Annotated in this window: 24 protein-coding genes; 17 read left to right on the top strand and 7 right to left on the bottom strand. The window is 72.5% G+C overall.

Going from position 1 to position 25370, the window contains the following annotated elements:
* Positions 1–50 precede the first annotated feature (50 nt).
* Together ACP7BP_RS05455 and ACP7BP_RS05450 are read left to right on the top strand one after the other, a co-directional pair.
* Entirely contained in the window at positions 51–2693 is a 2643-nt protein-coding gene (locus ACP7BP_RS05455; RefSeq protein WP_426243392.1) for a DEAD/DEAH box helicase, read from the top strand.
* A complete protein-coding gene (locus tag ACP7BP_RS05450; RefSeq protein ID WP_426243225.1) occupies positions 2690–3367 on the top strand; it encodes an SWIM zinc finger family protein in 678 nt (225 codons plus the stop codon). Before ACP7BP_RS05455 ends, ACP7BP_RS05450 begins: the two co-directional genes overlap by 4 nt.
* Here the strand turns inward: ACP7BP_RS05450 and ACP7BP_RS05445 are convergent.
* Positions 3355–3915 carry a TetR/AcrR family transcriptional regulator gene (locus ACP7BP_RS05445; protein ID WP_426243224.1) on the bottom strand — a complete coding sequence of 187 codons (561 nt, stop codon included), beginning with the start codon at positions 3913–3915 and terminating at the stop codon, positions 3355–3357. The two genes, ACP7BP_RS05450 and ACP7BP_RS05445, sit on opposite strands and share 13 nt — an antisense overlap.
* A 142-nt stretch (positions 3916–4057) precedes the next feature.
* Between ACP7BP_RS05445 and ACP7BP_RS05440 the strand changes: the two genes are divergently transcribed.
* The 6 genes from ACP7BP_RS05440 to ACP7BP_RS05415 all read left to right on the top strand — a co-directional run bounded on the left by ACP7BP_RS05440 (position 4058) and on the right by ACP7BP_RS05415 (position 11976).
* Positions 4058–5647, top strand: coding sequence for a carboxyl transferase domain-containing protein (locus ACP7BP_RS05440; RefSeq protein WP_426243222.1), 1590 nt, complete (start codon positions 4058–4060; stop codon positions 5645–5647).
* A 4-nt stretch (positions 5648–5651) separates the two neighbouring features.
* Complete coding sequence (locus ACP7BP_RS05435; RefSeq protein ID WP_426243220.1) at positions 5652–7547, top strand: acetyl/propionyl/methylcrotonyl-CoA carboxylase subunit alpha; 1896 nt, start codon at positions 5652–5654, stop codon at positions 7545–7547.
* A complete protein-coding gene (locus ACP7BP_RS05430) occupies positions 7544–8449 on the top strand; it encodes a hydroxymethylglutaryl-CoA lyase (protein ID WP_426243218.1) in 906 nt (301 codons plus the stop codon). Before ACP7BP_RS05435 ends, ACP7BP_RS05430 begins: the two co-directional genes overlap by 4 nt.
* Before the next feature lie 88 nt (positions 8450–8537).
* Complete coding sequence (locus tag ACP7BP_RS05425) at positions 8538–9623, top strand: hypothetical protein (protein ID WP_426243217.1); 1086 nt, start codon at positions 8538–8540, stop codon at positions 9621–9623.
* Positions 9620–10756: a hypothetical protein gene (locus ACP7BP_RS05420; protein ID WP_426243215.1), complete on the top strand. Its 1137-nt coding sequence runs from the start codon at positions 9620–9622 to the stop codon at positions 10754–10756. The genes ACP7BP_RS05425 and ACP7BP_RS05420 overlap by 4 nt, the downstream gene beginning before the upstream one ends.
* Entirely contained in the window at positions 10753–11976 is a 1224-nt protein-coding gene (locus ACP7BP_RS05415; protein WP_426243213.1) for a hypothetical protein, read from the top strand. Before ACP7BP_RS05420 ends, ACP7BP_RS05415 begins: the two co-directional genes overlap by 4 nt.
* Here ACP7BP_RS05415 and ACP7BP_RS05410 read toward each other — a convergent pair.
* Positions 11937–12617, bottom strand: a complete 681-nt coding sequence (locus tag ACP7BP_RS05410; protein ID WP_426243212.1) for an EcsC family protein — start codon at positions 12615–12617, stop codon at positions 11937–11939. The genes ACP7BP_RS05415 and ACP7BP_RS05410 overlap by 40 nt on opposite strands.
* A 32-nt stretch (positions 12618–12649) precedes the next feature.
* Here ACP7BP_RS05410 and aat point away from each other — a divergent pair, with 32 nt between their 5' ends.
* Both aat and ACP7BP_RS05400 read left to right on the top strand, forming a co-directional pair.
* Positions 12650–13336 carry a leucyl/phenylalanyl-tRNA--protein transferase gene (gene aat / locus ACP7BP_RS05405; RefSeq protein WP_426243210.1) on the top strand — a complete coding sequence of 229 codons (687 nt, stop codon included), beginning with the start codon at positions 12650–12652 and terminating at the stop codon, positions 13334–13336.
* 57 nt (positions 13337–13393) lie between these two features.
* Positions 13394–13861 carry a hypothetical protein gene (locus ACP7BP_RS05400; RefSeq protein WP_426243208.1) on the top strand — a complete coding sequence of 156 codons (468 nt, stop codon included), beginning with the start codon at positions 13394–13396 and terminating at the stop codon, positions 13859–13861.
* Between the two features lie 4 nt (positions 13862–13865).
* On the opposite strand, the gene ACP7BP_RS05395 is transcribed toward ACP7BP_RS05400, so the two are convergent.
* Complete coding sequence (locus tag ACP7BP_RS05395; RefSeq protein ID WP_426243207.1) at positions 13866–14732, bottom strand: Fpg/Nei family DNA glycosylase; 867 nt, start codon at positions 14730–14732, stop codon at positions 13866–13868.
* 51 nt (positions 14733–14783) lie between these two features.
* On the opposite strand from ACP7BP_RS05395, the gene ACP7BP_RS05390 reads away from it, so the two are divergent.
* Positions 14784–15056: a hypothetical protein gene (locus ACP7BP_RS05390; protein ID WP_426243205.1), complete on the top strand. Its 273-nt coding sequence runs from the start codon at positions 14784–14786 to the stop codon at positions 15054–15056.
* A 5-nt stretch (positions 15057–15061) separates the two neighbouring features.
* Here ACP7BP_RS05390 and ACP7BP_RS05385 read toward each other — a convergent pair whose 3' ends face one another.
* Positions 15062–15490, bottom strand: coding sequence for an ester cyclase (locus ACP7BP_RS05385; protein ID WP_426243203.1), 429 nt, complete (start codon positions 15488–15490; stop codon positions 15062–15064).
* A 115-nt stretch (positions 15491–15605) separates the two neighbouring features.
* Between ACP7BP_RS05385 and ACP7BP_RS05380 the strand changes: the two genes are divergently transcribed.
* From ACP7BP_RS05380 to ACP7BP_RS05370, 3 genes are all read left to right on the top strand, one after another.
* The gene (locus ACP7BP_RS05380) at positions 15606–16235 is read left to right on the top strand and encodes a TetR/AcrR family transcriptional regulator (RefSeq protein ID WP_426243201.1); all 630 of its coding nucleotides are present in this window, start codon (positions 15606–15608) and stop codon (positions 16233–16235) included.
* 33 nt (positions 16236–16268) lie between these two features.
* Positions 16269–17471 carry an AAA family ATPase gene (locus ACP7BP_RS05375; RefSeq protein WP_426243199.1) on the top strand — a complete coding sequence of 401 codons (1203 nt, stop codon included), beginning with the start codon at positions 16269–16271 and terminating at the stop codon, positions 17469–17471.
* 81 nt (positions 17472–17552) lie between these two features.
* Entirely contained in the window at positions 17553–17840 is a 288-nt protein-coding gene (locus ACP7BP_RS05370; protein WP_426243197.1) for a GNAT family N-acetyltransferase, read from the top strand.
* A 7-nt stretch (positions 17841–17847) separates the two neighbouring features.
* On the opposite strand, the gene ACP7BP_RS05365 is transcribed toward ACP7BP_RS05370, so the two are convergent.
* The 3 genes from ACP7BP_RS05365 to ACP7BP_RS05355 all read right to left on the bottom strand — a co-directional run bounded on the left by ACP7BP_RS05365 (position 17848) and on the right by ACP7BP_RS05355 (position 22762).
* Entirely contained in the window at positions 17848–18237 is a 390-nt protein-coding gene (locus tag ACP7BP_RS05365; RefSeq protein WP_426243195.1) for a VOC family protein, read from the bottom strand.
* 40 nt (positions 18238–18277) lie between these two features.
* Positions 18278–19174, bottom strand: coding sequence for a phosphotransferase family protein (locus tag ACP7BP_RS05360; protein ID WP_426243193.1), 897 nt, complete (start codon positions 19172–19174; stop codon positions 18278–18280).
* Between the two features lie 138 nt (positions 19175–19312).
* Positions 19313–22762, bottom strand: a complete 3450-nt coding sequence (locus ACP7BP_RS05355; RefSeq protein WP_426243191.1) for an Ig-like domain-containing protein — start codon at positions 22760–22762, stop codon at positions 19313–19315.
* Positions 22763–23233: 471 nt separating this feature from the next.
* Between ACP7BP_RS05355 and ACP7BP_RS05350 the strand changes: the two genes are divergently transcribed.
* The 3 genes from ACP7BP_RS05350 to ACP7BP_RS05340 are packed head-to-tail and all read left to right on the top strand — an operon-like array spanning position 23234 to position 25330.
* Positions 23234–23608 (top strand): VOC family protein, encoded by a 375-nt coding sequence (locus tag ACP7BP_RS05350; RefSeq protein ID WP_426243189.1) that lies wholly within the window; start codon positions 23234–23236, stop codon positions 23606–23608.
* Positions 23605–24384 (top strand): glycerophosphodiester phosphodiesterase family protein, encoded by a 780-nt coding sequence (locus ACP7BP_RS05345; RefSeq protein WP_426243187.1) that lies wholly within the window; start codon positions 23605–23607, stop codon positions 24382–24384. Before ACP7BP_RS05350 ends, ACP7BP_RS05345 begins: the two co-directional genes overlap by 4 nt.
* Before the next feature lie 10 nt (positions 24385–24394).
* Positions 24395–25330 (top strand): DUF5926 family protein, encoded by a 936-nt coding sequence (locus ACP7BP_RS05340; RefSeq protein WP_426243185.1) that lies wholly within the window; start codon positions 24395–24397, stop codon positions 25328–25330.
* Positions 25331–25370: the final 40 nt, after the last annotated feature.

Genomic DNA, 25370 nt, shown 5'->3' with positions numbered 1-25370 from the left:
TGGAGGCCCGCTGCGTGAGCTTCGTCCCCGTCACCGGCACCGCGACCTTCATGTCCGGCGAGCCGCCGCGTGACGGAGTGGTGGAGTTCCGCGACGACCGGCGCACCGTCAGCCTCCCGGTGCGGGCCGCGCTGCCGGTGCTGACCCGGGCCCACGCCGACGGCGACTCGCACGCCAGTGTGCGGCTGCTCGCGGGTGCGGCGCTGCTCGCGATGCGGCTCGTGGCGGCGGGCAAGTTCCAGCCCGATCCGGCCGCTGGCCGCTGGCGGCCGGCGGGACTCGGCCCCGACGACGAGGAGCGCATCTCGCGGCTTGGCCTCTCCCTGGCGTACGGCGAGCTCGACGCCGCCGGCGCGGAGGGCATCGCGCGCCGGATGATCGACGCGGTGGTCGACGCCATGCCCCGCAGCGCCCCGCACGCCCTCCGCCCGGTCGAGCGGGAACCCTCCCACGGCGACTACGCCGCCCGCCTGCAGGCCAGGCTCGCCAAGCACCGGGCGGCGGTGCCCGACAACCGTCCGCAGCTGGTCAGCCTCTCGTTGCGCGTGGAGGCCGACGAGGAGGAGCTGGTGGCCGGCGCGGTGCGGCTGGTCCTGCAGGTGCACGACGAGCGCAACCCGCTCCACGCCTGCGACGCGGGCGTGCTCTTCACCGAGTCCGGCCCCGACGCCAGCCACGGGTTCGGCGACCGCGCCCGCACCCACGCGAGCGTGGCGCTGCGGGCCGCGGCCGACGCCTGGCCAGTGCTAGAGCGGTTCCTGGAGCTGCGCGTGCCCGACCAGCTCACCCTCGACACCGACGAGCTGGTCAGCCTGCTCGACGAGGGAGTCGCGGAGCTCGAGCAGCGTGGTGTGAGCGTGCTGTGGCCGCGCAGCCTCGGCCGCGACCTCACCGCGACCGCCGTACTCGATCACAAGCGGGCGCCCGGCACCCGTGAGGAGCCCTTGCAGACGGGAGTGTTCGGGGCCGACGCGCTCTTCTCCTTCGACTGGCAGGTCGCGCTGCACGGTGAGCCGCTCAGCGAGGACGAGATGGCCCGGCTCGCGCAGGCCGCCGGCCCGATGCTCAAGCTGCGCGACAACTGGGTGATCGTCGACCCCCGCATCGCGCGCAAGGCCAAGAAGCGGATGGTCCGCTCGGTCAAGCCGGTGCAGGCCCTGGCGGCGGCGCTGACCGGCGTCGCCGAGATCGAGGACATGCCGGAGCAGGTGATCGTCGGCGCCTCGCTGCTCAAGGTGCGCGAGCGGCTCGTCACCGCGGCTACCCGCGAGCCCGTGCCGGTGCCGCCCGCGCTGCGGGCCGAGCTGCGCGACTACCAGAAGCACGGGCTGACCTGGCTCGCCGAGCTGACCTCGCTCGGCCTCGGTGCGTGCCTCGCCGACGACATGGGCCTGGGCAAGACCGTCACGCTGATCGCGCTGCACCTCCACCGCGGGTCCGGGCCGACGCTGGTCGTCTGCCCGGCCTCCCTGCTCGGCAACTGGGAAGCGGAGATCCGGCGGTTCGCCCCCGGAGTCGCCGTACGCCGGCACCACGGCGCGGGCCGAGACCTCGACGACCTGACCGACGGCTTCGTGCTCACCACCTACGGCACCATGCGCAACGACGCCGTCGCCCTCGACCGGGCGGGCTTCGACCTCGTCGTCGCCGACGAGGCGCAGCACGTCAAGAACCCCCAGTCGTCGACCGCCCGGGCGCTGCGCACCATCGGCAGCCGCGCCCGCGTTGCGCTGACCGGCACCCCGGTGGAGAACAACCTCACCGAGCTGTGGGCGATCCTCGACTGGGCGACGCCCGGCCTGCTCGGCAGCCGCAACGCCTTCCGCAAGGTGTGGGCCGCCCCGATCGAGGGCGGCGTCGACCCCGACAAGGCCCGGCAGTTCGCCGACCTGATCGGCCCGTTCCTGCTCCGTCGGCGCAAGTCCGACCCCGGCATCGCGCCCGAGCTGCCTGCCAAGACCGAGACCGACCACCTGCTCGGGCTGACCCGCGAGCAGGTGGTGCTCTACGAGTCGTTCGTCCGCGACACCATGGAGCGCATCGAGCGCGCCGACGAGGACGTCCGCCGGGGCCTGGTGCTCAAGCTGCTCACCGGCCTCAAGCAGATCTGCAACCACCCGGCCCACTTCCTCAAGCAGGTCAACCCCCGGCTGGCCGGCCGGTCGGAGAAGCTCGACCTGCTCGACGAGGTGCTCGGCACCGTCCTCGCCGAGGACGGCGCGGTGCTCGTCTTCACCCAGTACGTCGCCATGGCGAGGCTGCTCGAGCGCCACCTCGTCACGGCCGGCGTACCCCATCAGTTCCTGCACGGCGGCACCACCATCCGCGAGCGCGAGCGCATGGTCGCCGGGTTCCAGGCGGGTGAGGTGCCGGTGTTCCTGCTGTCCCTCAAGGCCGGCGGCACCGGCCTGAACCTCACCCGGGCCGACCACGTCGTCCACATCGACCGGTGGTGGAACCCCGCCGTCGAGGACCAGGCCACCGACCGCGCCTACCGGATCGGCCAGACCAAGCCCGTGCAGGTCCACCGGCTCGTCATGCAGGGCACGATCGAGGAGAAGATCGCCGAGCTGCTCACCCGCAAGCGCGCGCTCGCAGACTCCGTGCTGGCCCGCGGCGAGGCCGGGCTCACCGAGCTGTCCAACGCCGAGCTGCGCGACCTGGTCGAGCTGCGACCCCAGGTCGACCCATGAGCGCCGTCACGCACCCGCGGTTCCGCCCGAGGTCCGGAGGGCGCGGCAGCACCTGGTGGAGCAAGGCGTGGGCGCGCACCGTCGAGGAGGCGGCGTACGCCGGCGAGGACCTGCGTGCCGGCAAGGCACTCGCGAGACGCGGGGCGGTGGGGCACATCGTGGTGTCCGAGGGCCGGTTCGTCGCCCCGGTCGACGAGGGCGACGACACGTTCACGGTCGAGGGAGCCCTCGAGCGGCTCGACGACGAGGCCATGGCGATGTTGGTCGACGTGGTGGCGGCAGGTGCGGGCCGGATCGCCAGCCTGCTCGCGGGCGACCTGCCGCACCCGTTCGTCGAGGCGGTCGAGGAGTCGGGTGTCGAGCTGCTGCCCTTCGCGGGCGAGCTGTCGTGGTCATGCTCGTGCTCGGCGTGGATGGACCCGTGCCGGCACGCGCTCGCGGTCGGCACCCAGGTCGGCTGGCTGGTGGCGGCCGATCCGTTCGCGCTGATCCTCATGCGCGGGCTGGGCCGCGACGAGCTGCTGGCCCGGCTGCAGGCGCTGGGGACCGTCGAGGACCAGTCAGCGAGTGCGGGCGTCGACGACCTCGACACCGGCCTGGACGCCGCGCTGCGCGCCGCCCGGATCCTCGAGGTCGCCGCCGACCCCGACCGGGCCATCGATCACCTGGTCTGAGGCGCCACGTCCAGCGCCGCGAGCGCCATGGTCACCAGCAGCTCGCGCATCGCGTCCTCGGGGAGCAGCCCGCTGTGCGGGGTGGAGTTGAGCAGGCCGAAGGCGGCGTGCGCCATCGCGCGGGCCTGGTCGAGAGGCATGCCCCGATGCAGCCGGCGCAGCTGCGCGGCCCACACGTCGACGTACTCACGCTGGAGGGACCGCACCTCCTCGCGGGCGTCGTCGGGCAGCGACTCCCAGTCCCGGTCCTGCACGACGATCAGCGGCTTGTCCCGCAGCGCGAAGTCGGTGTGCCACTCGACCAGCGCGCGGAGTGCGTCGGCGGGCTCGCGGCCGCCGACCCGTTCGCGGCCCACCCGCAGCAGCTGCTGCGAGATCGAGACGAGCATCTCGGCCAGCACGGCGTCCTTGGAGGCGAAGTGCTTGTAGATCGCCGGCCCCGAGATCCCGCACGCGGCGCCCAGGTCGGCGATGGAGACGCCGTGGAACCCGCGCGCAGCGAACAGCTCTGCCGCGGTGGCGAGGATCTGGTCCCGGCGGGTGCTCACCGGCTCACGTTAGCGGTCGCTAACCGCCGCGGCCGTGGTAGTCCGGTGCGTAATCGGGCTCTGGAGGCGCCGCGAGCCCCGAAATGCACCGGACTACCCGGGTGGATGGCGCGACAGGTTAACGAACGCTAACCTTGCCGGCATGGCGGATGGTCTGAAGGAGCTCGTCGACGAGCTGCGCGAGAAGCTGGCGGTCGCTCGGCTCGGCGGCTCCGAGAGCGCACGCACCAAGCACACCGATCGCGGCAAGCTGCTGGTGCGTGACCGGGTGGACCGGCTGCTCGACCCCGGCAGCCCGTTCCTCGAGCTGAGCCCGCTCGCGGCGTACGGCATGTACGGCCGCGACGAGAGTGACGTCAACGCCGTGCCCAGTGCCAGCATCGTCACCGGCATCGGGCGGGTGAGCGGCCGCGAGTGCATGGTGATCGCCAACGACGCGACTGTGAAGGGCGGCACCTACTACCCGATCACGGTCAAGAAGCACCTGCGCGCGCAGACCGTCGCGGCCGACAACCAGCTGCCCTGCATCGCGCTCGTCGACTCCGGCGGTGCGTTCCTGCCCATGCAGGACGAGGTCTTCCCCGACCGCGAGCACTTCGGCCGGATCTTCTACAACCAGGCCAACCTCTCGGCGCGCGGCATCCCGCAGATCGCCAGCGTGATGGGCTCGTGCACCGCCGGCGGTGCCTACGTGCCGGCGATGTCCGACGAGACGGTCATCGTCCGGAACCAGGGCACGATCTTCCTCGGCGGCCCGCCGCTGGTGAAGGCCGCGACCGGGGAGGTCGTCACCGCGGAGGAGCTCGGCGGCGGCGACGTCCACGCGCGGACGTCGGGAGTCGTCGACCACCTCGCCGACGACGACGCACACGCCCTCGACATCGTGCGGGGCATCGTCGACACGCTGCCGCGGCACGGCTCTCGCTACGAGGCCCACCCGGCGCCCGACCTGGCCGACGTCGAGGAGCCGCACGAGGATCCCGCCACCCTCTACGACGTCGTGCCCGCCGACACCCGCACGCCGTACGACGTGCGCGAGGTGATCCGCCGCATCGTCGACGGCAGCCGGCTGCACGAGTTCAAGAAGCTGTACGGCGAGACGCTGGTGTGCGGGTTCGCCCGCATCCTGGGTCACCAGGTCGGCATCATCGCCAACAACGGCATCCTCTTCAGCGAGTCGGCGCTCAAGGGCGCGCACTTCATCGAGCTCTGCAACCAGCGCGGCATCCCGCTGCTGTTCCTGCAGAACATCACCGGCTTCATGGTCGGCCGCGAATACGAGAACCGCGGCATCGCCCGCGACGGCGCCAAGCTGGTCACGGCCGTCGCGTGCAGCGTGGTCCCGAAATTCACCGTCGTCATCGGCGGCTCGTTCGGCGCCGGCAACTACGGCATGTGCGGGCGGGCCTACGACCCCCGCTTCCTGTGGATGTGGCCCAACGCGCGCATCTCGGTGATGGGCGGCGAGCAGGCTGCCTCCGTGCTGGCCACGGTGCGGCGGGACGGCATCGAGGCCAAGGGCGGCGAGTGGTCCGCCGACGAGGAGGAGGCCTTCAAGACGCCGATCCGGGACACCTACGAGCACCAGGGCTCGCCCTACTACTCCACCGCCCGGCTCTGGGACGACGGCATCATCGACCCGGCCGACACCCGCCGCGTCGTCGGCATGGGGCTGGCGGTCGCCGCCAACTCCCCGATCCCGGCGCCCTCCTACGGCGTCTTCCGGATGTGAGCTCATGAAGACACTGCTCGTCGCCAACCGCGGGGAGATCGCCCTCCGCGTCTTCCGCACCGCCCACCGCCTGGGCATCCGCACGATCGCCATCCACACCGATCTCGACGCGGGCGCGCCGCACGTGCGGGCCGCCGACGACGCGGTCCGGGTCGAGAGCTACCTCGACATCGACGCCGTGGTCGGCGCCGCCCGTGCGGCCGGCGCCGACGCGGTGCACCCGGGCTACGGGTTCCTCTCCGAGCGGGCGGCCTTCGCGCGTGCCCTCGAGGGGGTCGGCATCAAGCTCGTCGGCCCGTCGTCGGACGTGATGGACAAGATGGGCCGCAAGGACGCCGCCCGCGAGATCGCGGTGGCCGCCGGCGTGCCGGTCGTGCCGGCGTACTCCCTCGACGACGACCCGTCGACGTTCGCCTACCCGGTGCTGGTCAAGGCCGCGGCCGGCGGCGGTGGCAAGGGCATGCGCATCGTGCGCGCCGCCTCCGGCTTCGCCGAGGCGATGGCCTCGGCGAAGCGTGAGGCGAGCTCGGCGTTCGGCGACGACACGATCCTGGTGGAGAAGTACGTCGAGAGCGGCCGCCACATCGAGGTGCAGGTCATGGCCGACGCGCACGGCCACGTCATCCACCTCTTCGAGCGCGACTGCTCCACCCAGCGCCGGCACCAGAAGGTGCTCGAGGAGGCGCCGGCCCCGACGATCACCGACGCCCAGCGCCAGCAGGTGACCGCGTCGGCGGTCGCGCTGGCCCGCGAGGTCGGCTACGAGAACGCCGGGACCGTGGAGTTCCTCCTCGACAGCGACACGGGCGAGACCTACTTCCTGGAGATGAACACCCGCCTCCAGGTCGAGCACCCCGTCACCGAGATGGTGACCGGGCTCGACCTCGTCGAGCTGCAGCTGCTGGTGGCCGACGGCGAGCCGCTGCCGATCGGCCAGGACGACGTGCAGCTGACGGGGCACGCCATCGAGGCTCGCGTCTACGCCGAGGACTCCTTCGGCGGGTTCCTGCCGCAGGCCGGCGCCACCAGCATCGTGAGGTGGGCTTCGGGCACGGGAGTGCGCGTCGACCACGCGCTGGAGTCCAACCAGGTCGTGAGCACGGCGTACGACCCGATGCTGGGCAAGGTCATCGCCCACGGCCCCGACCGCGAGAGCGCCCGGCTGGCGCTGGTGGCTGCCCTCGACGACACCTCGATCCTCGGGCTCACCACCAACGCCGGCTTCCTGCGGACGCTGGTCGCGAGCGACGAGTTCCGCGACGCGACGATCGACACCGCCTGGCTCGACCGGGTCGAGATCGGGACCGACGTGCCCGCGCCCGACGACGAGCTGCCCCGGCTGCTGGTCTCCTGGGTCTCGGCCATGATCACCTCGATGGACACCGGCCACGCCTTCGCGGCCGACGGTTTCCGGCTGGGTGCCCCGCCTGCGCCGACGGTCGTCGAGCTCGACCGGCCCGTGATGGTCGCCAGGGCCGCCGACGGGGTCGCGGGTACCGTCGACGGGGTGCCCGTGCGACAGCTCTCGGCCGCCGACCACGTCCTCGACGCCGTGGTGGACGGACGCCGCGTGCGCGCCGTCGTCAACGTGCAGCCGCACGTGATGGAGGTGGCCTGGCAGGGCCAGCGGCACGTCTTCACCCGGCCCGACCGCCTCGCCGACACGGTCGCCGTCGGCGACGGGACGATCTCCGCCCCGATGCCCGGCACGCTGCTCGACGTCCGGGTGACGGTCGGCCAGGAGGTCGCCGAGGGCGACGTGCTCGGTGCGATGGAGGCGATGAAGATGGAGCTGTCCTTGAAGGCGCCGTTCGCCGGCACCGTCACCGAGGTCGACGCGGCCGTGGGCCAGCAGGTGGCCATCGGTGCGACGCTGTTCGTCGTGGAGGCGGCCGAGTGAAGCTCCCGGAGAAGGTCACGATCTACGAGGTCGGCCCACGTGACGGGCTGCAGAACGAGAAGACGATCGTCCCGGCCGAGGTGAAGGTGGAGTTCATCCGCCGGCTCGCCGCCGCCGGCCTGCCGATCGTCGAGGCGACCAGCTTCGTGCACCCCACGTGGGTGCCGCAGCTCGCCGACGCCGCCGAGGTGATGACCGCTCTCGGCGACGCCGGCCGCGACCTGCCGGTGCTGGTGCCCAACGAGCGCGGCCTCGACCGGGCCCTCGAGCTCGGCCTCAAGCACATCGCCATCTTCGGCTCCGCCACCGAGACCTTCGCCCGGAAGAACCTCAACCGCGGCCTCGACGAGCAGTTCGCCATGTTCGAGCCGACCGTACGACGCGCGCGGGAGGCCGGTCTCGACGTGCGCGCCTACGTCTCGATGTGCTTCGGCGACCCGTGGGAGGGCGCCGTACCCGTCGAGCAGGTCGTGTCGGTCGGCAAGCGGCTCTTCGACCTCGGCGCCAGCCAGCTCAGCCTGGGCGACACCATCGGCGTCGGCACGGCCGGCCACGTCAAGCGGCTCATCGGGGCGTTCGTCGACGCCGGCATGGTCACCGACCACCTCGCCATGCACTTCCACGACACCTACGGGCAGGCGCTCGCCAACACGTTCTCCGCGCTCCAGGAGGGCATCACCACGTTCGACGCCAGCGCCGGCGGGCTCGGTGGCTGTCCCTACGCCAAGAGCGCCACCGGCAACCTCGCCACCGAGGACCTCGTCTGGATGCTCACCGGGCTCGGCATCGAGCACGGCGTCGACCTCGACGCCGTCGTCGCCACCAGTGCCTGGATGGCGGGACACCTCGGGCGGCCCAGCCCGTCGGCCGTCGTACGCGCGCTCACCCCGCCCGCCGGTTGAGCCTTGGTTTCGAGGTCGTCGCTGAGGCTCCTCGCACCTCAACCAGCGGCTGTCATACGCGCGCACCCTCAGCCCTAGACTCACGGCCATGAGCCGGGTCGTCTACCTGCACGTCGGAGCGCCGAAGACCGGCACGACGTACCTCCAGGACCGGCTGATGCTGAACTCCGAATCGCTGGCCTCCCACGGCGTGACGATCCCGACGCGCAACCGCTTCGTCGACGCCGACCTCTTCCACTTCCGGGCGGCGCTCGACCTGCTCGGCCAGGACTGGGGCGGCGACCCCGGGCATGCCGACGGCAACTGGGACGCCATGGTCCGGCGGGTACGCCGAGCACCGAGCTCCGCGATCATCAGCCACGAGATCCTGGCCGCGGCGAAGCCCGACAAGATCGCCAAGGCGATGAACGACCTCGCCGGGTGCGAGGTCCATGTCGTCTACTCCGCGCGCGACCTCGGCCGGCAGCTGCCGGCCGCGTGGCAGGAGTCGGTCAAGCAGGGCCGCAAGTGGACCTTCCGCCGCTTCCTCAACAAGGTCGAGCGCGGCGAGACGTGGTTCCAGAAGGCCCTCGACCTGCCGACGGTGCTCAACAACTGGAGCGCCAAGCTGCCGCCCGAGCGGGTGCACGTCGTCACCGTGCCGCACGACCGAGGCCAGGACGAGCTGTGGCACCGGTTCGCGGAGGCGTTCTCGATCGACCCCGCCTGGGCGCCCAAGGACAGCGAGCGCGCCAACCGCTCGCTCGGCATCGCGGAGACCCAGCTGATCCGGCGCCTCAACCGCCGGCTGGAGCTGACGGTGCGGCGCGAGCAGACCTACGACGCCCTGATCCGCGAGCTGCTCGCCCAGCGCGAGCTGGTGAGCCGCGAGTCGATCCCGGTGCGGCTGCCACCGGCCCGCTTCGAGTGGGCCGAGCAGCAGGCCGACCTGTGGATCGACTGGGTGAAGGGCAGCGGGGTGCACGTCGTCGGCGACGTCGACGACCTGCGGCCGCGTCGCCCGGCCGAGGGCGTCGAGTGGCGGGACCCCGACCGGGTGGGCGCCAAGCTGCAGCTGGACGCCGCGCTCGACGCGCTCAGCGTGATGACCCGCGAGGCCGCGGCGCGGCCCGATCCCGAGCGGGCCCTGGGCCAGCGGGTCCGCACGAACGCCAAGCGCCTGCGCCGCCGATGAGCCCCGGACACGTCCCGGGGGTCCCCACCCCCGGACTCGACCGGGCCTGGGGGTGGGTCGAGCACCTGCGCGCCGGCGGCACCACCGGCTGGCGTGACTGGACCGGTACGACGACGACGCCGAGTCCTGGCCCCGGCCGCGCCGTGCCCGGCGCCCAGCAGCTCGAGCTGCTCCGCCGGGTCAACGAGGTGGCGCGCCCGACCCCCGCACTGGCCGGCCGCATCCTCGCCGCGAGCGCCCCCGGACGAGGACGCCCCGACCTCGAGCTCGTCGGGGCCGCCGAGGAGTCGCCGTTCGGGGCGCGACCGGTCGACCCCGGTGAGCTGGGGGACCACGAGCTGCTCCGGGTCGCCGCCCACCTGATCGCCGAGGACGTCGCGGCCGCGGGCGTACCCCCGGATCGCGAGCCGTCGCTGCCGCGACCGTGGCGTCGCCGCTACCGCCTCGTCGGCGACCCGCTGCTGAGCGATCCCGTACGCCGCGACCTGGTCGCGCGCGGCCGGGGGCCCCGTCCCCGCGGCGACGTCGTCGTGGTCGGCGCCGACCTCGGCCAGATGCTCTCCGACGCGTGGACCGCTCGCTGCTTCGGCCAGGGCGCCGTGCCGTGGCCCGACTGGCTCGAGACGTGGCGCCAGCGGCGCCGGCTCCCGCCGCGCATCGACTTGCCCCGCATCGCCGCCGCCTGGGCGGAGCGCACCGGCGCCGAGCGCGTGCACGTGGTGCTCGACCCGGCCGCCCTGCCCGCCCGGGTGGGGGTACGCCGCCTCGCGGCGCCCGAGCGGCGCTCGGCCGACGCCGCGGAGCTGGCCCGCAGGGTCGCCGCCATGCTCGGGCTGATGGTCACCCCGCCGGTGCGCGGCGAGCTGATGATGCGCGCGTTCTGGCCGCGGCTCGCCGACGCCCCTGGTCGACCGGTCGACGTACCCCCGGAGCACCGGCGATGGCTGGCCGTCCGCGCCGCCGCGATGGCCGACGAGCTGCGTCGCGCTGGTTACCCTGTGCACGGCGACCTGGAGGCACTCGTGTCCCCGCCGTCGACTCGACCGTCGCTGCCGTCCACCGGAGGCGCCCTGGAGCTGGCGGTGCGGACGTTGCTGGGTGCAGGAGTCGAGACGGAAGGGGAGTCGCGGTGAGCAGACGCGTGCTGGTGCACGTCGGCACCCCCAAGACCGGCACCTCCCACCTGCAGGACGTGCTGCACCGCAACCGCGAGCGCCTCGCCACGCATGGCATCCTCTACCCGGCCGAGCGCTTCGACGAGCACTTCCTGGCCGCCCTGGACCTGATGAAGCTCACCTGGGGCGGGCTGGAGCTCCAGGCCGTCGGCGCGTGGGACCGGCTCGCCGCCGACGTGCGGGCCTGGCCCGGCACCTCGATCGTGAGCCACGAGATCCTCGCGACCGCCTCGCGCACCCAGGTCGACCGCGCCCTCACCTCGCTCGGCGCCGACGGGTCGTCCGGAGGGCCTGAGATCCACCTGGTGCTGTCGGTGCGCGACCTGGTGCGGCAGATCCCGGCCGAGTGGCAGGAGAACGTCAAGCACCGCAGCGTGATCACCTACGAGCGCTTCCTCGAGGTGATCACCGACCCCGAGCGCGACAGCCGCATCGGCACCTGGTTCTGGGGGGTCCAGGAGATCCCCGACATCATCAACCGCTGGGGCGCAGCCATCCCGCCCGATCGCATCCACCTCGTCACCGTGCCCGCGCCGGGTGCGCCGCGCGACGAGCTGTGGCGGCGGTTCAGCCTGGCGTTCGGCCTGGACGGTCTCGACCTCGACCTCACCCCCGCACGCGCCAACCCGTCCCTCGGTGTGCCCGAGACGGCGCTCGTGCGCCGCATCAACCGGCGCGTCACCAAGGTCGTGGATCCCGGCGACTACCGCCCTCTCGTGCGCGAGCTGCTCGCCCACCAGACCCTCTCGACCCGGCGTCGTTCGCCCCGACTGGCGCTGCCGCCACACCTCTACACCTGGGCGCAGGAGGTCTCGCAGACCTGGGTCGACGAGATCGAGAAGCAGGGGTACGACGTCATCGGCGACCTCGCCGACCTGCTCGGCCCGCCCCCGCCGGAGACCTGGTCCGACCCCGACCACCCCGACGAGGGGGAGGTGGCATCCGCCGCGCTGGACGCCGTGAAGGCGCTGCTGGTCGAGACCACGCGCCTGCGCCGGGTCGAGGAGGACCTCCGTCGCGAGCTGTCCGACACCCGGTCGGCGCTCGAGCGCGCACACCTGCGGCCGACGTACCGGCTGCGCGAGAAGGCCGTACGACGCCTGGAGGCCGGGCGGGTCGGGCGCGTGGGGCTGGCGGTCTACCGCCGGCTGCGCGGCAGGAGCTCGCGCTCGGCGTAGCGGCCGATCCGCCAGGTGGCGAAGCCGTCGGCGCTCGCGCCGACCAGGCCACCGACGATCGGCACGCGACGGCCGACCGTGGTCGCCAGCCTCTTGCCGGCCACTCGGGTGATCAGGTCGGAGGCGACCTCGGTGGCGATGATGGTGTCGAGCAGCGGGTCGTGGGTCGGCGCGGTGGCGATGGCCATCGGTGGTGCCGGCAGCTTCTTCTTGCGGACCAGCTGGGCGATCTGGTCCTCGCCCAGGATGCAGGCCAGGATCGCGTTGCGGACCTTCGGGTCGTCGAGGTCGTAGCCGCGCAGGTGCGCGATCCCGGCGATCATCCGGCACTGCAGCAGGGCGAGACCGCTGATGTTGGCCGGGATCGCCACGGCCGCGGTCACCAGGCCACCGATGTTGGTCAGGAAGCCCTGGGCGCCGGCGAACCGCACGTGGTTCTCGATGACCTCGTGGATCGCCCGGTCGACGTTGCCGTTCTGCTCGGCGAGCTGCTTGTCCGCGGCACTGGCGGCCGGGCCGAGCGGCCCGACACCGTCGATCGCGCGGGACAGCGCCTCCCGGACGAAGCTGGTCGTCAGCCCGGGCGCCAGCTGGCTGATCCGCGGGGCCACGCTCCTGCCGACGTTCTCCTTGAGACCCATGTGACCAGCCTACGGGGCACTACCGTGGCGTCGTGGCGACCGAACCCCCGAGGACCCCCTGGCTCCTGCCCGGGCCCCGGGACATGGACCCCGACGACGACCTCGTCGCGGTCGGCGCCGACCTCGAGCCGGGCACCCTGCTCGATGCCTACCGCCAGGGCCTCTTCCCGATGCCCGTGGGACGACCGAGCGATCCGCCGTACTGGTTCTGTCCGGTACGCCGCGGCGTGCTCGAGCTCGCCGACCTGCGCGTACCGCGGTCGCTGCGGAAGGCCTGCCGCGACTTCGAGATCCGGGTGGACACCGCGTGCGCCGAGGTCATCGACGCCTGCGCCGACCCGCGCCGGCCCGACGGCTGGATCGACGCCGACGTCCGCACGGCGTACCTGCGGCTGCACGAGCTGGGCTGGGTGCACTCCGTCGAGGCGTGGCGCGACGGGCGGCTCGCAGGCGGCCTGTACGGCGTGGCGATCGGCGGCCTGTTCGCCGGGGAGTCGATGTTCCACCGCGAGCGGGACGCGTCCAAGGTCGCGCTGGTCGCGCTGGTCGACCTGCTCCGGGAGTCGCCGGGCGACCGGCTGGTCGACGTGCAGTGGCGCACCGACCACCTCGCGTCGCTCGGCGTCACGGAGACGAGCCGGGCCGACTACGCGGCGCGGCTGCACGCCGTGCTCCAGACGGACCTGCCGGCCCGCTTCGAGCGCACGCCAAATGTGTGAGATCCGGCAGATAGGGCAGGGTTGCGGCGACAGCTTGTCTCGATCGAGGGGAACCACATGAAGCACGCACTGCTCGTCGCATCGCTCGTCCTGATCGGCGGCAGCGCCGTCGCCTGTGGCGGGGGCGGTGACAGCGACGGCGGGGATGCTCCCACCAGCGCGTCGAAGACCGAGTTCTGCGACGCCTACCAGGGGCTGTTCACCGACCTGGCCGGCCTGGCCGGTGACACCGGCGAGGCGCCCGACGAGAATGCCATGCTGAACGCCATCCAGGACTGGGCCGCCGACATGGAGAAGGTCGGCACGCCCGAGGGGATCTCCGACGACGTGCGCAGCGGCTTCGAGCTGACGGTGGGCCAGGCCAAGGACCTGGAGGCCGACGACCTCAAGGAGGCCAACCTCGAGGACCTCACCACCGACCTCTCCGAGGACGAGCAGAAGCAGGCCCAGGCGTTCACGACCTACGTCACCGACAGCTGCGGCAACCCGCTCGACGAGATCATGCCGTCGGAGCCCGCCAGCTGAGGGGCTACTTGAGCAGCTTGGACATCCGCCGGTCGGCCAGCGGCTTGCCGCCGGTCTGACACGTCGGGCAGTACTGCAGGCTGGAGTCGGCGAAGCTCACCTCGCGCACGGTGTCCCCGCACACGGGACAGGCCTCACCCGTGCGGCCGTGCACGGCGAGGTGGGACTTCTTCTCGCCCTTGAGCTCGCTGGCCGCCAGCCCGCGCGACCGCTCGACGGCGGCGCCGAGCGTGCCCTTGATGGCGTCGTACAGGGTGTGCAGCTCGTCGTCGGTGAGGCTGTTCGCGGGCTTGAAGGGCGACATCCGGGCGGCGTGGAGCAGCTCGTCGGAGTAGGCGTTGCCGATGCCCGCGACGGTGCCCTGGTGGCGCAGCACGCCCTTGATCTGCTTGCGGCCCTCGCGCTCGAGGATGTCGCGCAGCAGCTCGACGGTGAAGTCGTCGGCCAGCGGGTCGGGCCCCAGCCGGGCGATGCCGGTGATGGTCGCGGGGTCGCGGGTCACGTAGATCGCGAGGCTCTTCTTGGTGCCGTACTCCGTGATGTCGAGGCCGGTGTCGTCGTCGAGCACGACGCGCGCCGCGAGAGGGCTCTTGCTGTTCGGCTTGGCCGGCAGCTTGGGCACCTCGTCGCGCCAGCGCACCCAGCCCATGCGGGCCAGGTGGAGCACGAGGTGGAGTCCGCTGGCCTCGATGTCGAGGAACTTGCCGTGCCGGGTGACGCCGTCGACCATCGTGCCGTTCAGGGCGTGCAGCGGCGGGTCGAAGGTCTTGAGCGCGCTGAACGCGGCCAGGTCGATGCGGGTGATGGCACGCTCGTGGAGCCGGCCGGTGAGGTCCTGGGCCAGCGCCTCCACCTCGGGCAGCTCGGGCACGGGTCACATCCTAGGTCGTGACACGTCACCGCAGGCGAGCCACAATGAGTCATGGCCACCGCTCGCCCGCTGCCGGCGACGGGCTCGATCCACCTCGACGCCCGTGGGGGCGACCGCGCGCTGCGGGTCTCGTGGCACCACGAGGCCGGCCTGGTCGTGCTGAGCCTGTGGCGCGACAACGTCTGCACCGGGTCCTTCCGGCTCGCGGTCGACGAGGTGCCCGACCTGATCGAGATGCTGCGCGCTGGTCTCGACCAGGCGTACGACGACGCGCGGGCCCGCCGGCGCGTGACCCGCGGCGACCGGCACGCCACCGGGGCCTGACGGCGTCAGCCGACCCGGCTGAGCACACCGGTCTGCGCGAGCAGCGCGAACCGGTCGGGCACTCCCCAGTGCTCGACGATCCGGCCGTCGACGACCCTCGCCTGGTCGAAGATCGTGATGTCGACCGGCTGGTTCGACGGTGGACCGAAGAACGGCCCGGAGTTCGTCCCCCGCCCCCGCGCGCGGACCCACACGCGATCACCGTCCACCACGGAGTCCTCGAGGGTGAAGCTCATGTCGGGGAACGCGCCGTGCAAGTCGCGGATCGCCGCCTTGACGTGGGCGATGGCGTCGGACCCCGTGCCGGACAGGCCGAACTGGTGCTCCACCAGGTCGGGCGAGCACAGCTGGTCGACGATCCCGTCGTCTCCCGTGGCGAACCCTTCCTCGAACACGCGCCGCATGACCTCGAGCGGACTCTGGACCTCGAGCATGACGGATCTCCTGTCCCCCGCGTGTCCGCGGTGTTGTTGGTTCTAGTGGAACTAGAGTCAATATGTGCCTGCGGAGAGCGCTTCGTCAAGGGGTCGACGGCCCTACACCTCCTCGGTGCGCTCCGCTCGGGCGACCGAGACCCGGCGGCGCGTCGTCGAGGCTGCGAGTGAGAGCTTCCTCGAAGCCGGCTACGCGGCCACCACCCTGAGCGCGATCGCGGCCCGAGCAGGGGTCTCGGTCGACACTGTCTACAAGACGTTCGGGTCCAAGATCGCGCTGCTCAAGGAGGTGCTGGACGTCGTCATCGGCGGTGACGACGATCCCCTGCCGATGCTCGAGCGGCCCGGGCCGCAGGCCGTGCGCACCGAGACCGACCAGCGGGTCCAGGTCCGAATGCTGGCCAAGGGTGTGGCCGGTCAGCTCGAACGGATCCGGCCGCTCGACGACATCCTCCGCGGCGCGGCGGCCGTCGACGCCGAGGCCGCGGCGCTGCGCGAGGACATCCAGGTCCGCCAGCGGGGTACGGCGATGCGGACGTTCGCGGGCTGGATCGCGGCGAACGGCCCGCTGCGCGACGGACAGAGCGCGGCTCGCGCCGGGCAGGTCGTGTGGACGCTGACGTCACCCGAAGTGCACCTGATGCTCCGCGACACGAGCGGCTGGTCGCGTCGCGCCTACGAGAAGTGGCTGGAACAGGCGATCGCCGCCGCCATCCTCGAGCCGCGGCGTACGCCGTCAATCTAGGGAATCCGCTAGATCGACCGATACGGTCTGATCGTGGACCCCATCCGTAACCCGTACGCGCCCGGTGCCGGTCAGCGCCCGCCCGAGCTCGCCGGGCGCGACGAGCAGCTGCGCGCCTTCGACGTCGTACTCGAACGGGTGGCGCGCAGCCGCCCCGAGCGCAGCCTCGTGCTCACCGGGCTGCGGGGCGTGGGCAAGACGGTGCTGCTCAACGCGCTGCGGTCCGCCGCGGTCCGCAAGGGCTGGGGGACCGGCAAGCTCGAGGCGCGGCCCGACCAGCCGCTGCGGCGACCGCTGTCGAGCGCGCTGCACCAGGCGGTCCGCGAGCTGGGCCACCCGCAGCAGGACGAGGTCGACCAGGTGCTGGGCGTCATCAAGGCCTTCGCGCACCGCGAGGCCGGCCCCGGCGCCAGGCTGAAGGACCAGTGGAACCCGGGGATCGACGTGCCGGCCGCTCGCGGCCGCGCCGACTCCGGCGACATCGAGATCGACCTGGTCGAGCTGTTCACCGACGTGGGCGGGCTGGCCGCCGACCGGGGCCTCGGCATCGCCGTCTGCATCGACGAGATGCAGGACCTCGGACCCGACGACGTGTCGGCCCTGTGCGCGGCCTGCCACGAGGTCAGCCAGAGCGGCCTGCCCGTCATCGTCGTCGGTGCGGGGCTGCCGCACCTGCCGGCGGTGCTGTCGGCGAGCAAGTCCTACTCCGAGCGGCTCTTCACCTACCAGCGCATCGACCGGCTCGGCCGCGACGCCGCCGACCTCGCCCTCACCGCGCCGGCTGCCGGCGAGGATGCATCGTTCGAGGACGACGCGCTGGCCGCGATGTACGCCGTGACCGGCGGCTACCCGTACTTCATCCAGGCCTACGGCAAGGCGGTCTGGGACCTCGCCCCACGCTCACCCATCACCGCCGCTGACGTCTCGGTGGCCGCGCCCGAGGCCGAGGCCGAGCTCGCGGTCGGGTTCTTCGGCAGCCGGTTCGAGCGCGCGACGCCGGGGGAGCGGGACTACCTCCGGGCCATGGCCTCGGTCGCCTCCGGCCTCGACGAGCCGCTCGACGACGCCGACTCGGTGCCGACAGCCGCCGTGGCCGCCGTGCTCGGGAAGAAGCCGCAGTCGCTCAGTCCCGCCCGGGACAGCCTGCTGAAGAAGGGGCTGATCTACTCCGCAGAGCGCGGCCGGATCGCCTTCACGGTGCCGCACTTCGGGAGGTACCTGCGCGAGCAGGGGTGAGCCGTCGAGGTGCGTCCACCGCCGTCTGTCGACGGGGGGATGCGTCCTCTGGCCCGCCGACCCGGGCGCTACGGTTGCGGTATGGCAGATGTCACGGTGCGCAACAACCCCGATCAGCAGCGCTACGAGGCCCTGGTCGGCGGCGAGCTGGCCGGCTTCGCCGCCTACCGGCTCTCCGACGCGCGGATCACGTTCACCCACACCGAGGTCGACGGCGCCTTCGAGGGCCAGGGCGTGGGCGGCGCGCTGGCCCGCGGCGCCCTCGACGACGTACGCGCCGACGGCACCCGCACGGTGCGGCCGCTGTGCCCGTTCATCAGGGGATGGATCGAGAAGCACCCCGACTACGCCGACCTGGTCCAGAGCTGAGCGCGCGTCAGAGGGTCGCCAGCTCCTCGGCGGTGTAGGGCCGCAGCACGCAGAACTCGTTGCCCTCGGGGTCGGCCAGCACCACCCACGTCACGCTCGGATCCTGACCGACGTCGGCCCGGGTCGCGCCCAGGGACTCCAACCGGGCGACCTCGGCGTCGCGGTCGCCGGGGCGCAGGTCGAGGTGCAGCCGGTTCTTGCCGACCTTCTCGTCGGGGACCCGGTAGAACAGCAGGTCCGGCGCGACCCCGTCCTGCGGGCTGCCTGCGGGCGGCTCGAGGACGACCTCGTCGGGGGTGTCGTAGGTACGCCGCCAGCCCAGGGCCTCCTGCCAGAAGGCGGCCAGCCGGTCGGGGTCGTGGGCATCGACGTTGAGGCACTGGATGGTGAGAGTCATGGGACCAGCCTGTCCCCGCTGCCGGGCGGACGCCATCGACTTACGGACGGTCCAGCTCCTCGATCAGCCCGCCGAACGCCACCTCGTCGCTGTCGGTGCCGGTGTGCGGCGAGGCGAACCACACGGCGTACTGACTGATCTCGTCCAACCGCCATTCCAGGTCGAACAGCTCGAGCATCGCGCCGTCGGGGTCCACCAGGTCTGCGCGCCCCGCGTCGACGATGCCGCGCAGGTCGCGCTCGCGGGGCGCGAGCTTGAGCGACTCCCAGTCGACGAGCACCACACGGCCGTCGGGGAGCCGCACCTGGTTGCGGGTGTGTGGCTCGCCGTGCGTCGGCACCCACGGCCGGCGCCGGGCCTCGGCGGCCAGTCGGTGGTAGGCCGCGGTCCAGCGCTCGAGTTCGTCGAGTCGCCCGATCAGCGCGGCGCGGGCGGCCGGCCCGTACGGCCCGGTCTCCCACGGGGAGGCCAGCCGGGGCCGCAGCGACGTGGCGAAGTCCGGGGCCACCAGCGGCGCCCACACGGGGATCGGCCCAGGCACCGAAGCGTGCAGCCGCCGGAGCCTCGCGGCGTCGCCCTCCGGGTCGAGCACGGCACCGGCGCCGACCGCGGGACCGGACAGCCACGGGGTCACGCTCAGCGCGCCGTCGCCGAAGGCCACGACGTACGGCGGCAGGGTGGCGACGACGAACTCCAGTCCGGCCGCGGCGAGCGCGGCGGCCCCGGCGTACGCCGAGTGCAGGGACGACAGCGAGTGTCGCGGGCCGAGCCCGTCGAGCGTGACGAACAACGCCGGACCAGCCTCCGCGTCCGCCCGCCAGTGGTGCGCCCCGAAGCCGAGGGGGAGGTGGGTCACGCCGACTGCATCGACGAGCCAGTGCTCCCGCACGGCGGCCAGGACGTCTGCGTCGGTGACGCCGACCGGGGTTTCCTTCATGGTGAGCCCGGAACGCTGCAGAAGTGGTGCTGACCGGAAGTCGGGTTCCGCATGCGCGTGAGCGTAGATGCAAGCGGCGCCTCCGGGCCGGCGATTGCCGGCCCGGAGACGCCTAGGCGCAGAGCCTCCGTGAGAGGGTCAGGCCACGACCCGACGCCTGCGCAGAAGCAGGACACCGGCGAACAGCAACGCGGCTCCACCCAGACCGACCGGCAGCAGCAGGGTGTCGGCACCGGTGCGCGGGAGGCCTCCCGGAGCCGGGGCGGACTCGGAGTACCGCATCACGACGCGGCCGGTAATCGGCGTACCGTCGTTGAGGTTTCCGACCAGCTTGACCGGCGTCGGGTCACCCTTGAAGCCGGGCTTCGGCCGGAACGACACCGCACCGGTGTGGGAGTTGACCGTCCAGACGCCCTCACCGGGAACGACCAGGCGACGGACGTGCTTGCCGTGCGGGCCGACGAGCATCACCGATCCCGGCACCAGGCCCTTGATCTGCGAGACGGTGCTCACGGTGAGCGTCTCGCCGACCTTGCCCTCCTTGTGGTTGGAGATCGTCCCGACCTTCTTGACCTTGGGCTTGAGCACCGTCGGCGTGTAGGTCGAGGTGGTGGTCGTGCCGTTGGCGTCGGCGATGCGGTACGTCACCGGCGTGGCGATCCCGGTGAAGCCGGTCGCCGGCGTGAACACCAGCCGCCCGTCCGCCACCGTGTAGACGCCCTCGTCGGGCACCTCGACCCGGTTGACGGGGTTGCCGTCGCGGTCGAGGAGCGTCAGCGACTCGCGGACCAGCGGCACCCCGGGCACGCCCGGCTTGTCGTTGGCGAAGGGGTCGACCGACTGCGCCTTGCCGATCGGCCCGGAGCTGGTGTCCGGATCGGCCACCGGCGCCACGGGGCTGAACCTCGGCGTGTACGTGGCCCGCGTCCGCGTGCCGTTGACGTCGGCCACCCGGTAGTCCGCCGGGGTGGCGGTGCCGGTGAACGCCGGAACCGGCGTGAAGACGATGGCTCCGTCCTTCACCGTGTAGGTGCCCTGGCCGGCGATGGTCAGCGAGCTCACCGGCGTGCCGCTGCCGTCGAGCAGCGTGAGCGTGCTCGGGTCGAGCGGCACTCCCGGGTCACCGGCGGTGTCGTTGGCCAGCGGGGCGACGCTCTGCGGCAGGCCCTGGGGCCCCGACGTGGCGTCGTCGTGCGCGGTCGGCGCCACCGGGGTCACGGTCGGGGTGTACGTCGCCGTGTCGCTCGTCCCGTTCTGGTCCTCGACCCGGTAGGTGACCGGCGTCGCCTCGCCCGTGAACGTGGGCAGGGGAGTGAAGACGATCTTCCCGTCGACGATCTTGTAGGTCCCCTCGGGAACCGTGACCGTCGTGGCCGGGTCACCCGCACCGTCGAGCAGGGTCAGCGACCCGGGCACCAGCGGCACTCCGGGGTCACCGGGGGTGTCGTTGACCAGGGGGTCGACCGACTGCGGCCGTCCCTGCGGTCCACTGGTGACGTCGTCGTTGAGCCCCGGGGCGACCGGGGTGACCGTGGGCGTGTAGGTGGACTCGACCGTGTTGCCGTTGCTGTCGTCCACCTGGTAGCGCACCGTGGTGGCCACACCGGTGAAGGTCGGCACCGGCTGGAAGTCGACCTTCCCGTTCACGACGGTGTAGGTGCCCTGGTTGGGGACCGTGACCGTGGTGACGGGGTTGCCCGTTCCGGGGTCGATGAGGGTGAGCGTGGTCGGGTCGAGGGTGACCCCGTTGGCGGGCGTGTCGTTGGCGAGCACGTCCTTCGTCTGCTTCACGCCCTGCGGACCGGTCGAGGTGTCAGGGACAGCGACCGGCGTGACCGTCGGGGTGTACGTCGCCGTGTCGGTCGTGCCGTTCGTGTCCGCGATCCGGTAGGTCACCGGCGTCGCCTGACCGGTGAAGGCCGGGATCGGAGTGAAGACGATCTTCGCGCTCACGATCGTGTAGGTGCCCTGGTTGGGAACCGTCACCGACGAGACGGGGTTGCCGTTGCCGTCGAGCAGGGTGAGAGAGCCAGCCACCAGGGGCACGGCCGGGTCGCCGGGGGTGTCGTCAGCGAGCACGTCCTCGGTCTGCGGGGTGCCCTGCGGGCCACTGCTGGTGTCGTTGGTCGCGTTCGGCGTCACCGCGTACACGGTGACGCTCGCGGTCGCGGAGTCGTTCGTGTCGCCGGTCTTGCGGTCGACCACGGTCGCCGTGTTGCTGGCGGGACCGGGGTTGGCCACGACCTCGTCGTAGGTCACGGTCAGCGTCTCGTCGACGTTGAGCCCGCGCGGCCCGCCGGTCGGTGAGCCGACGGCGCCGAGTGGCGCGTAGGGCCGGCCGCACACCAGGGACGCTGTGAGGGGGTCGCCGATCGCTGCGTCGCAGGTCACGGGTCCGTCGCCGAGTCCGCTGGGTGCGGTGGCTCCGGGGCCGGCGGTGCTGATCGCGGTGATCGTGGTGTTGGCGCCCGCACGGGAGTCGACGAGGGTGACCAGGTCGCCGGAGGTCATCGGCTCGGGGCCGTTGTTGGTGACCGTGACGGTCCAGGTGATCGTCCCACCCTGGGGCACGTTCGGGTCTGGCGACGTCTTGGTGACCGCCAGGTCGTAGTCGCAGGGGATCCACGCCAGGGTCACGGCGCCGTCGGCGCCGTCTCCCTGGCCGGAAAGCTTCGGGCCGAGGGTCGAGGAGATGTCAATAGGACCGCCCGAGCCTCCCGAGGGGTTGCCCAGGTCGATGAAGCTGGCGCCACCGCCACCCCCGGCGCCACCGACTCCGCCGGGGGCCGGGGTGCCGCCGCCGTTGCCGATGGTCGAGGCGCCGCCGCCGCCGCCGAAGTAGCCGCCACCGCCGCCACCGCCGGCGTCCGGAGTCGTGTCGTCTCCGCCGTTGCCGCCGGTGCGGCCGGCGCCGGCGAAGCCGTTCCTGGTGGAGTCGGTGGAGTGCACTCCACCCACGCCCGGCGCGGCGAGCTGGCCGCCCTGACCGCCGCCGACCGTGCCGGTCTCGGTCGGGTCCTCGCGTCCGTCGAGGCCGTTGTCGCCGGCAACCGGCGCCCCTGCGGTGGTGGGCAGACCGGCGTCACCGCCGAGGCCGGCGTCGGTGGCATGTCCGCCACCGGCACCTCCGCCACCACCGGCGAGGATGAGGTCCTGGGTGTCGACGCGGAGCAGGCTGTACCCGCCTCCGCCGGCGCCGTGGTGGTACGTAGTGCCCGAGTCGGGGATGGTCAGGCCGCCGCGTCCGCCGCCGTTGAACCCGGCCGCTCCCGCGTCGTTCGCAGCGTTGCTGCCCTGTCCGCCGCCGCCGCCGACGGTGCCGTTGAGGTTCTGGCCCGGCACCACGCGGTAGGTGGCCGAGATGTCCGCACCGGAGCCGTTCAGGTCGGCCGCGTTGATGGCGCTACCACCGGCTCCGCCGCGCACGGTGGCGTCGACGGCGCAGACGCCGTCCGGAACGATCTGTGAGAAGGGCCCGGTGTTCGTCTTGGTGAAGGCGGCCGGCACGGTGGCCGGATCGGCCGTAGCCGGGCTCAGGGCCCCGACCGTGAGGACCAGTGAGCCGCCGGCCATCAGGGCGAGGGCCATGGTCGGTGCCAGTGTCGTGCGCCGGCCTAGCAACCGGTGCCTGCGTCCAGCGCGCGCGCTGGGCGAGTGGTGTTGAGTTGTCATTCCCCGTGCTTCCCCTAGTGAGTGCCCACGTCAGCCGAATGCTGCGGCGGTGGACTCGTCGTACGGCTGCCAGGCGGCAACCGCATAGATTGATGGCCCCGACGCAGTACCTAGCGGTACCGACCTGCCGCCATAGGCGACCAGGCAAGCGAGAGTCATGCCATCCCCGAACTGTCCGCTGGCCGGACCCTCGCGGGACGCGAGGTTCGCTGGCCGGTGCGCCCGGCAGCCTATAGCAATTGTCCGGGCGCGAGATGTGAAACGAGGCAACGCCCCGCAGGTCACGCTCGCCGTCTCGCGGAGCGGTTCGAGCGTGACGCACAGGGGTCGGCCAACCGCCAGGTGCGACCCGCACGACGCCGGGGGCCGCGCATGCCATGCTGAGGCATGCGGATCGTCCAGATCGCTCAGCGGGCCGACGACCTGCGTCGGGCCACGGAGTTCTACACGATGCTCCTCGGCACCGGCCCGACGGCGACGTACGACCCACCCGGCCTGGTGTTCTTCGACCTGGACGGCGTGCGTCTGCTGATCGAGCAGGGAGCGTCACCAGCCACTCTCTACCTCGCCGTGGACGACATCGAGGCGACGGTGCGCCGACTGCGCGACGGCGGGGCGCAGATCGTGACGGAGCCGCACGTCATCTTCGGCCACGATGACGACACCCTCGGCCCGGCCGGCACCGACGAGTGGCAGGCGTTCCTCACCGACTCCGAGGGAAACCTCGTCGGACTGGTGGAGCAGAGGCCGCGCCACACATGAGGCCCCAGGTCGTCGCCCACCGCGGCGCCAGCGAAGAGAATGCCGAGCACACCCTGGGCGCCTACCTGCGCGCCCTCGACGTCGGCGCGGACGCCCTCGAGTGCGACGTCCGGCTCACCGCCGACGGGCACCTCATCTGCGTGCACGACCGCGACCTGCGGCGCACGGCGTCGACGAACGGCGTCGTCTCCACCATGCGCCTGGCCGAGCTCGACGAGCTCGACTTCGCCTCGTGGAAGAACCCGTGGGCGGACCTCGACGACGAGGCACCCGAGCGCGACGAGGAGCTCGGCAAGGTGCTGACCCTGCGCAAGCTGCTGGAGACGGTCGCGGACTACGACCGGCGCATCGAGGTGGCCATCGAGACCAAGCACCCGGTGCGGTTCGGCGGACTCGTCGAGCGGCGGCTGGTCGAGATGCTGCGCGACTTCGGCTGGGACCGCGCCGGCTCGCCGGCGCGGGTGATGAGCTTCTCCTACCGCGCCCTGCAGCGCACGAGGAAGCTGGCCCCCGGCATCGAGGTGGTGATCCTCATCAAGGAGAGCCACCACTGGCCGGCCCTCAAGCCGGTGATCGGCGACGACTGGGTCCTCGGCCCGGGCGTCCTGCAGCTGCGCGAGTCGCCGTCCTTCGCCCGCAAGCTGGTCCGCAGCGGGCGCGACATCCATGTCTGGACCGTCAACACCGCCGACGAGCTCCAGGTCTGCCTGGACCTCGGCGTGCAGGCCGTCATCAGCGACCGCCCGGCCTACATGCTGGAGCTGCTCGACAGATAGGTTCGCCCGCATGGCGAAGAAGTCCCGCACCAGGAACCAGCCCACCGCGACCGCCCCCGGTGAGGTGGGTCCTCGCCAGCCGTGCCCGTGCGGCTCCGGCAAGCGCTACAAGGCGTGCCACGGCTCGGCCGACGGTGCCGCAGCGGCGTACGTGAGGCGTCCGTTCGAGGGGATGCCGAGCGAGTGCGACGTGATCGCGCTGCGCGAGCTGGTGCCCGCCGCGACCGCCCCGCTGACCCTCCGGGACGGCGACCGCACCGTCCGGCTGGCCAGCCTGCTGCCGATGGCTGCGCCCGCCATGATCCGCTCGACGGGCGACGTGTGGCTGGGCCTGCAGGTGCAGCACCAGTACGGCGACCCGGCGCGCGACCTCGCCGCCGTGCTCGAGAGGGCGCTGGCGACCGATGAGCCCGGCATCGTCGGGCTCCTGGACCCGCCGGGCGAGGGTCCGCGGCTGCAGGACCTGATCGCCGACACGTCGCTGGACATCACCGTGCACGACGGCTTCGGCTACTGGATCGACGACGTCGAGGACCCCGACGCATCGATGCAGGCCGCCCTGGAGCAGGCCAACGGCGCGGCCTCGCCGACGGTGCGGCTGACGACCGTGGAGGCGGCGTACTGGACCGACGTCGGCACCAAGGAGCACCTGCGCTGGGTGATGCCGCAGCCCGAGGACGCCCTGCTCGACGCCTTGGCGCGGCTGCACGCCGCCGGGCAGGACTCCCTGGTCGGCGACTCCCGCCTGGTCGGCATGTTCCGTGCCCACGGCCTGCTGACCCCGGTCTGGGACCTCCCGCTCGGCACCGGCGCCGAGGCGCTGGAGGAGCCTGCGGCGGCTTTCGACGCGGCGCTGGCCGAAGCCCTGGCCGACACCTCAGACCTGACCACGGCGCAGCGCTCCGCCCGCGCGGGCCTGGCCAACCGCCAGGTCACCATCCGCTGAGCGGTTGAGCGGAATCTGTCTGAATCCCGGCGTGGTGGTT

The sequence above is a fragment of the Nocardioides sp. LHG3406-4 genome (genome assembly GCF_049897745.1).
In the GTDB taxonomy this organism is placed as follows: domain Bacteria; phylum Actinomycetota; class Actinomycetes; order Propionibacteriales; family Nocardioidaceae; genus Nocardioides.
Note: the sequence above shows the minus strand (reverse complement) of the source record. Positions and strands in the feature narration are given on the sequence as shown.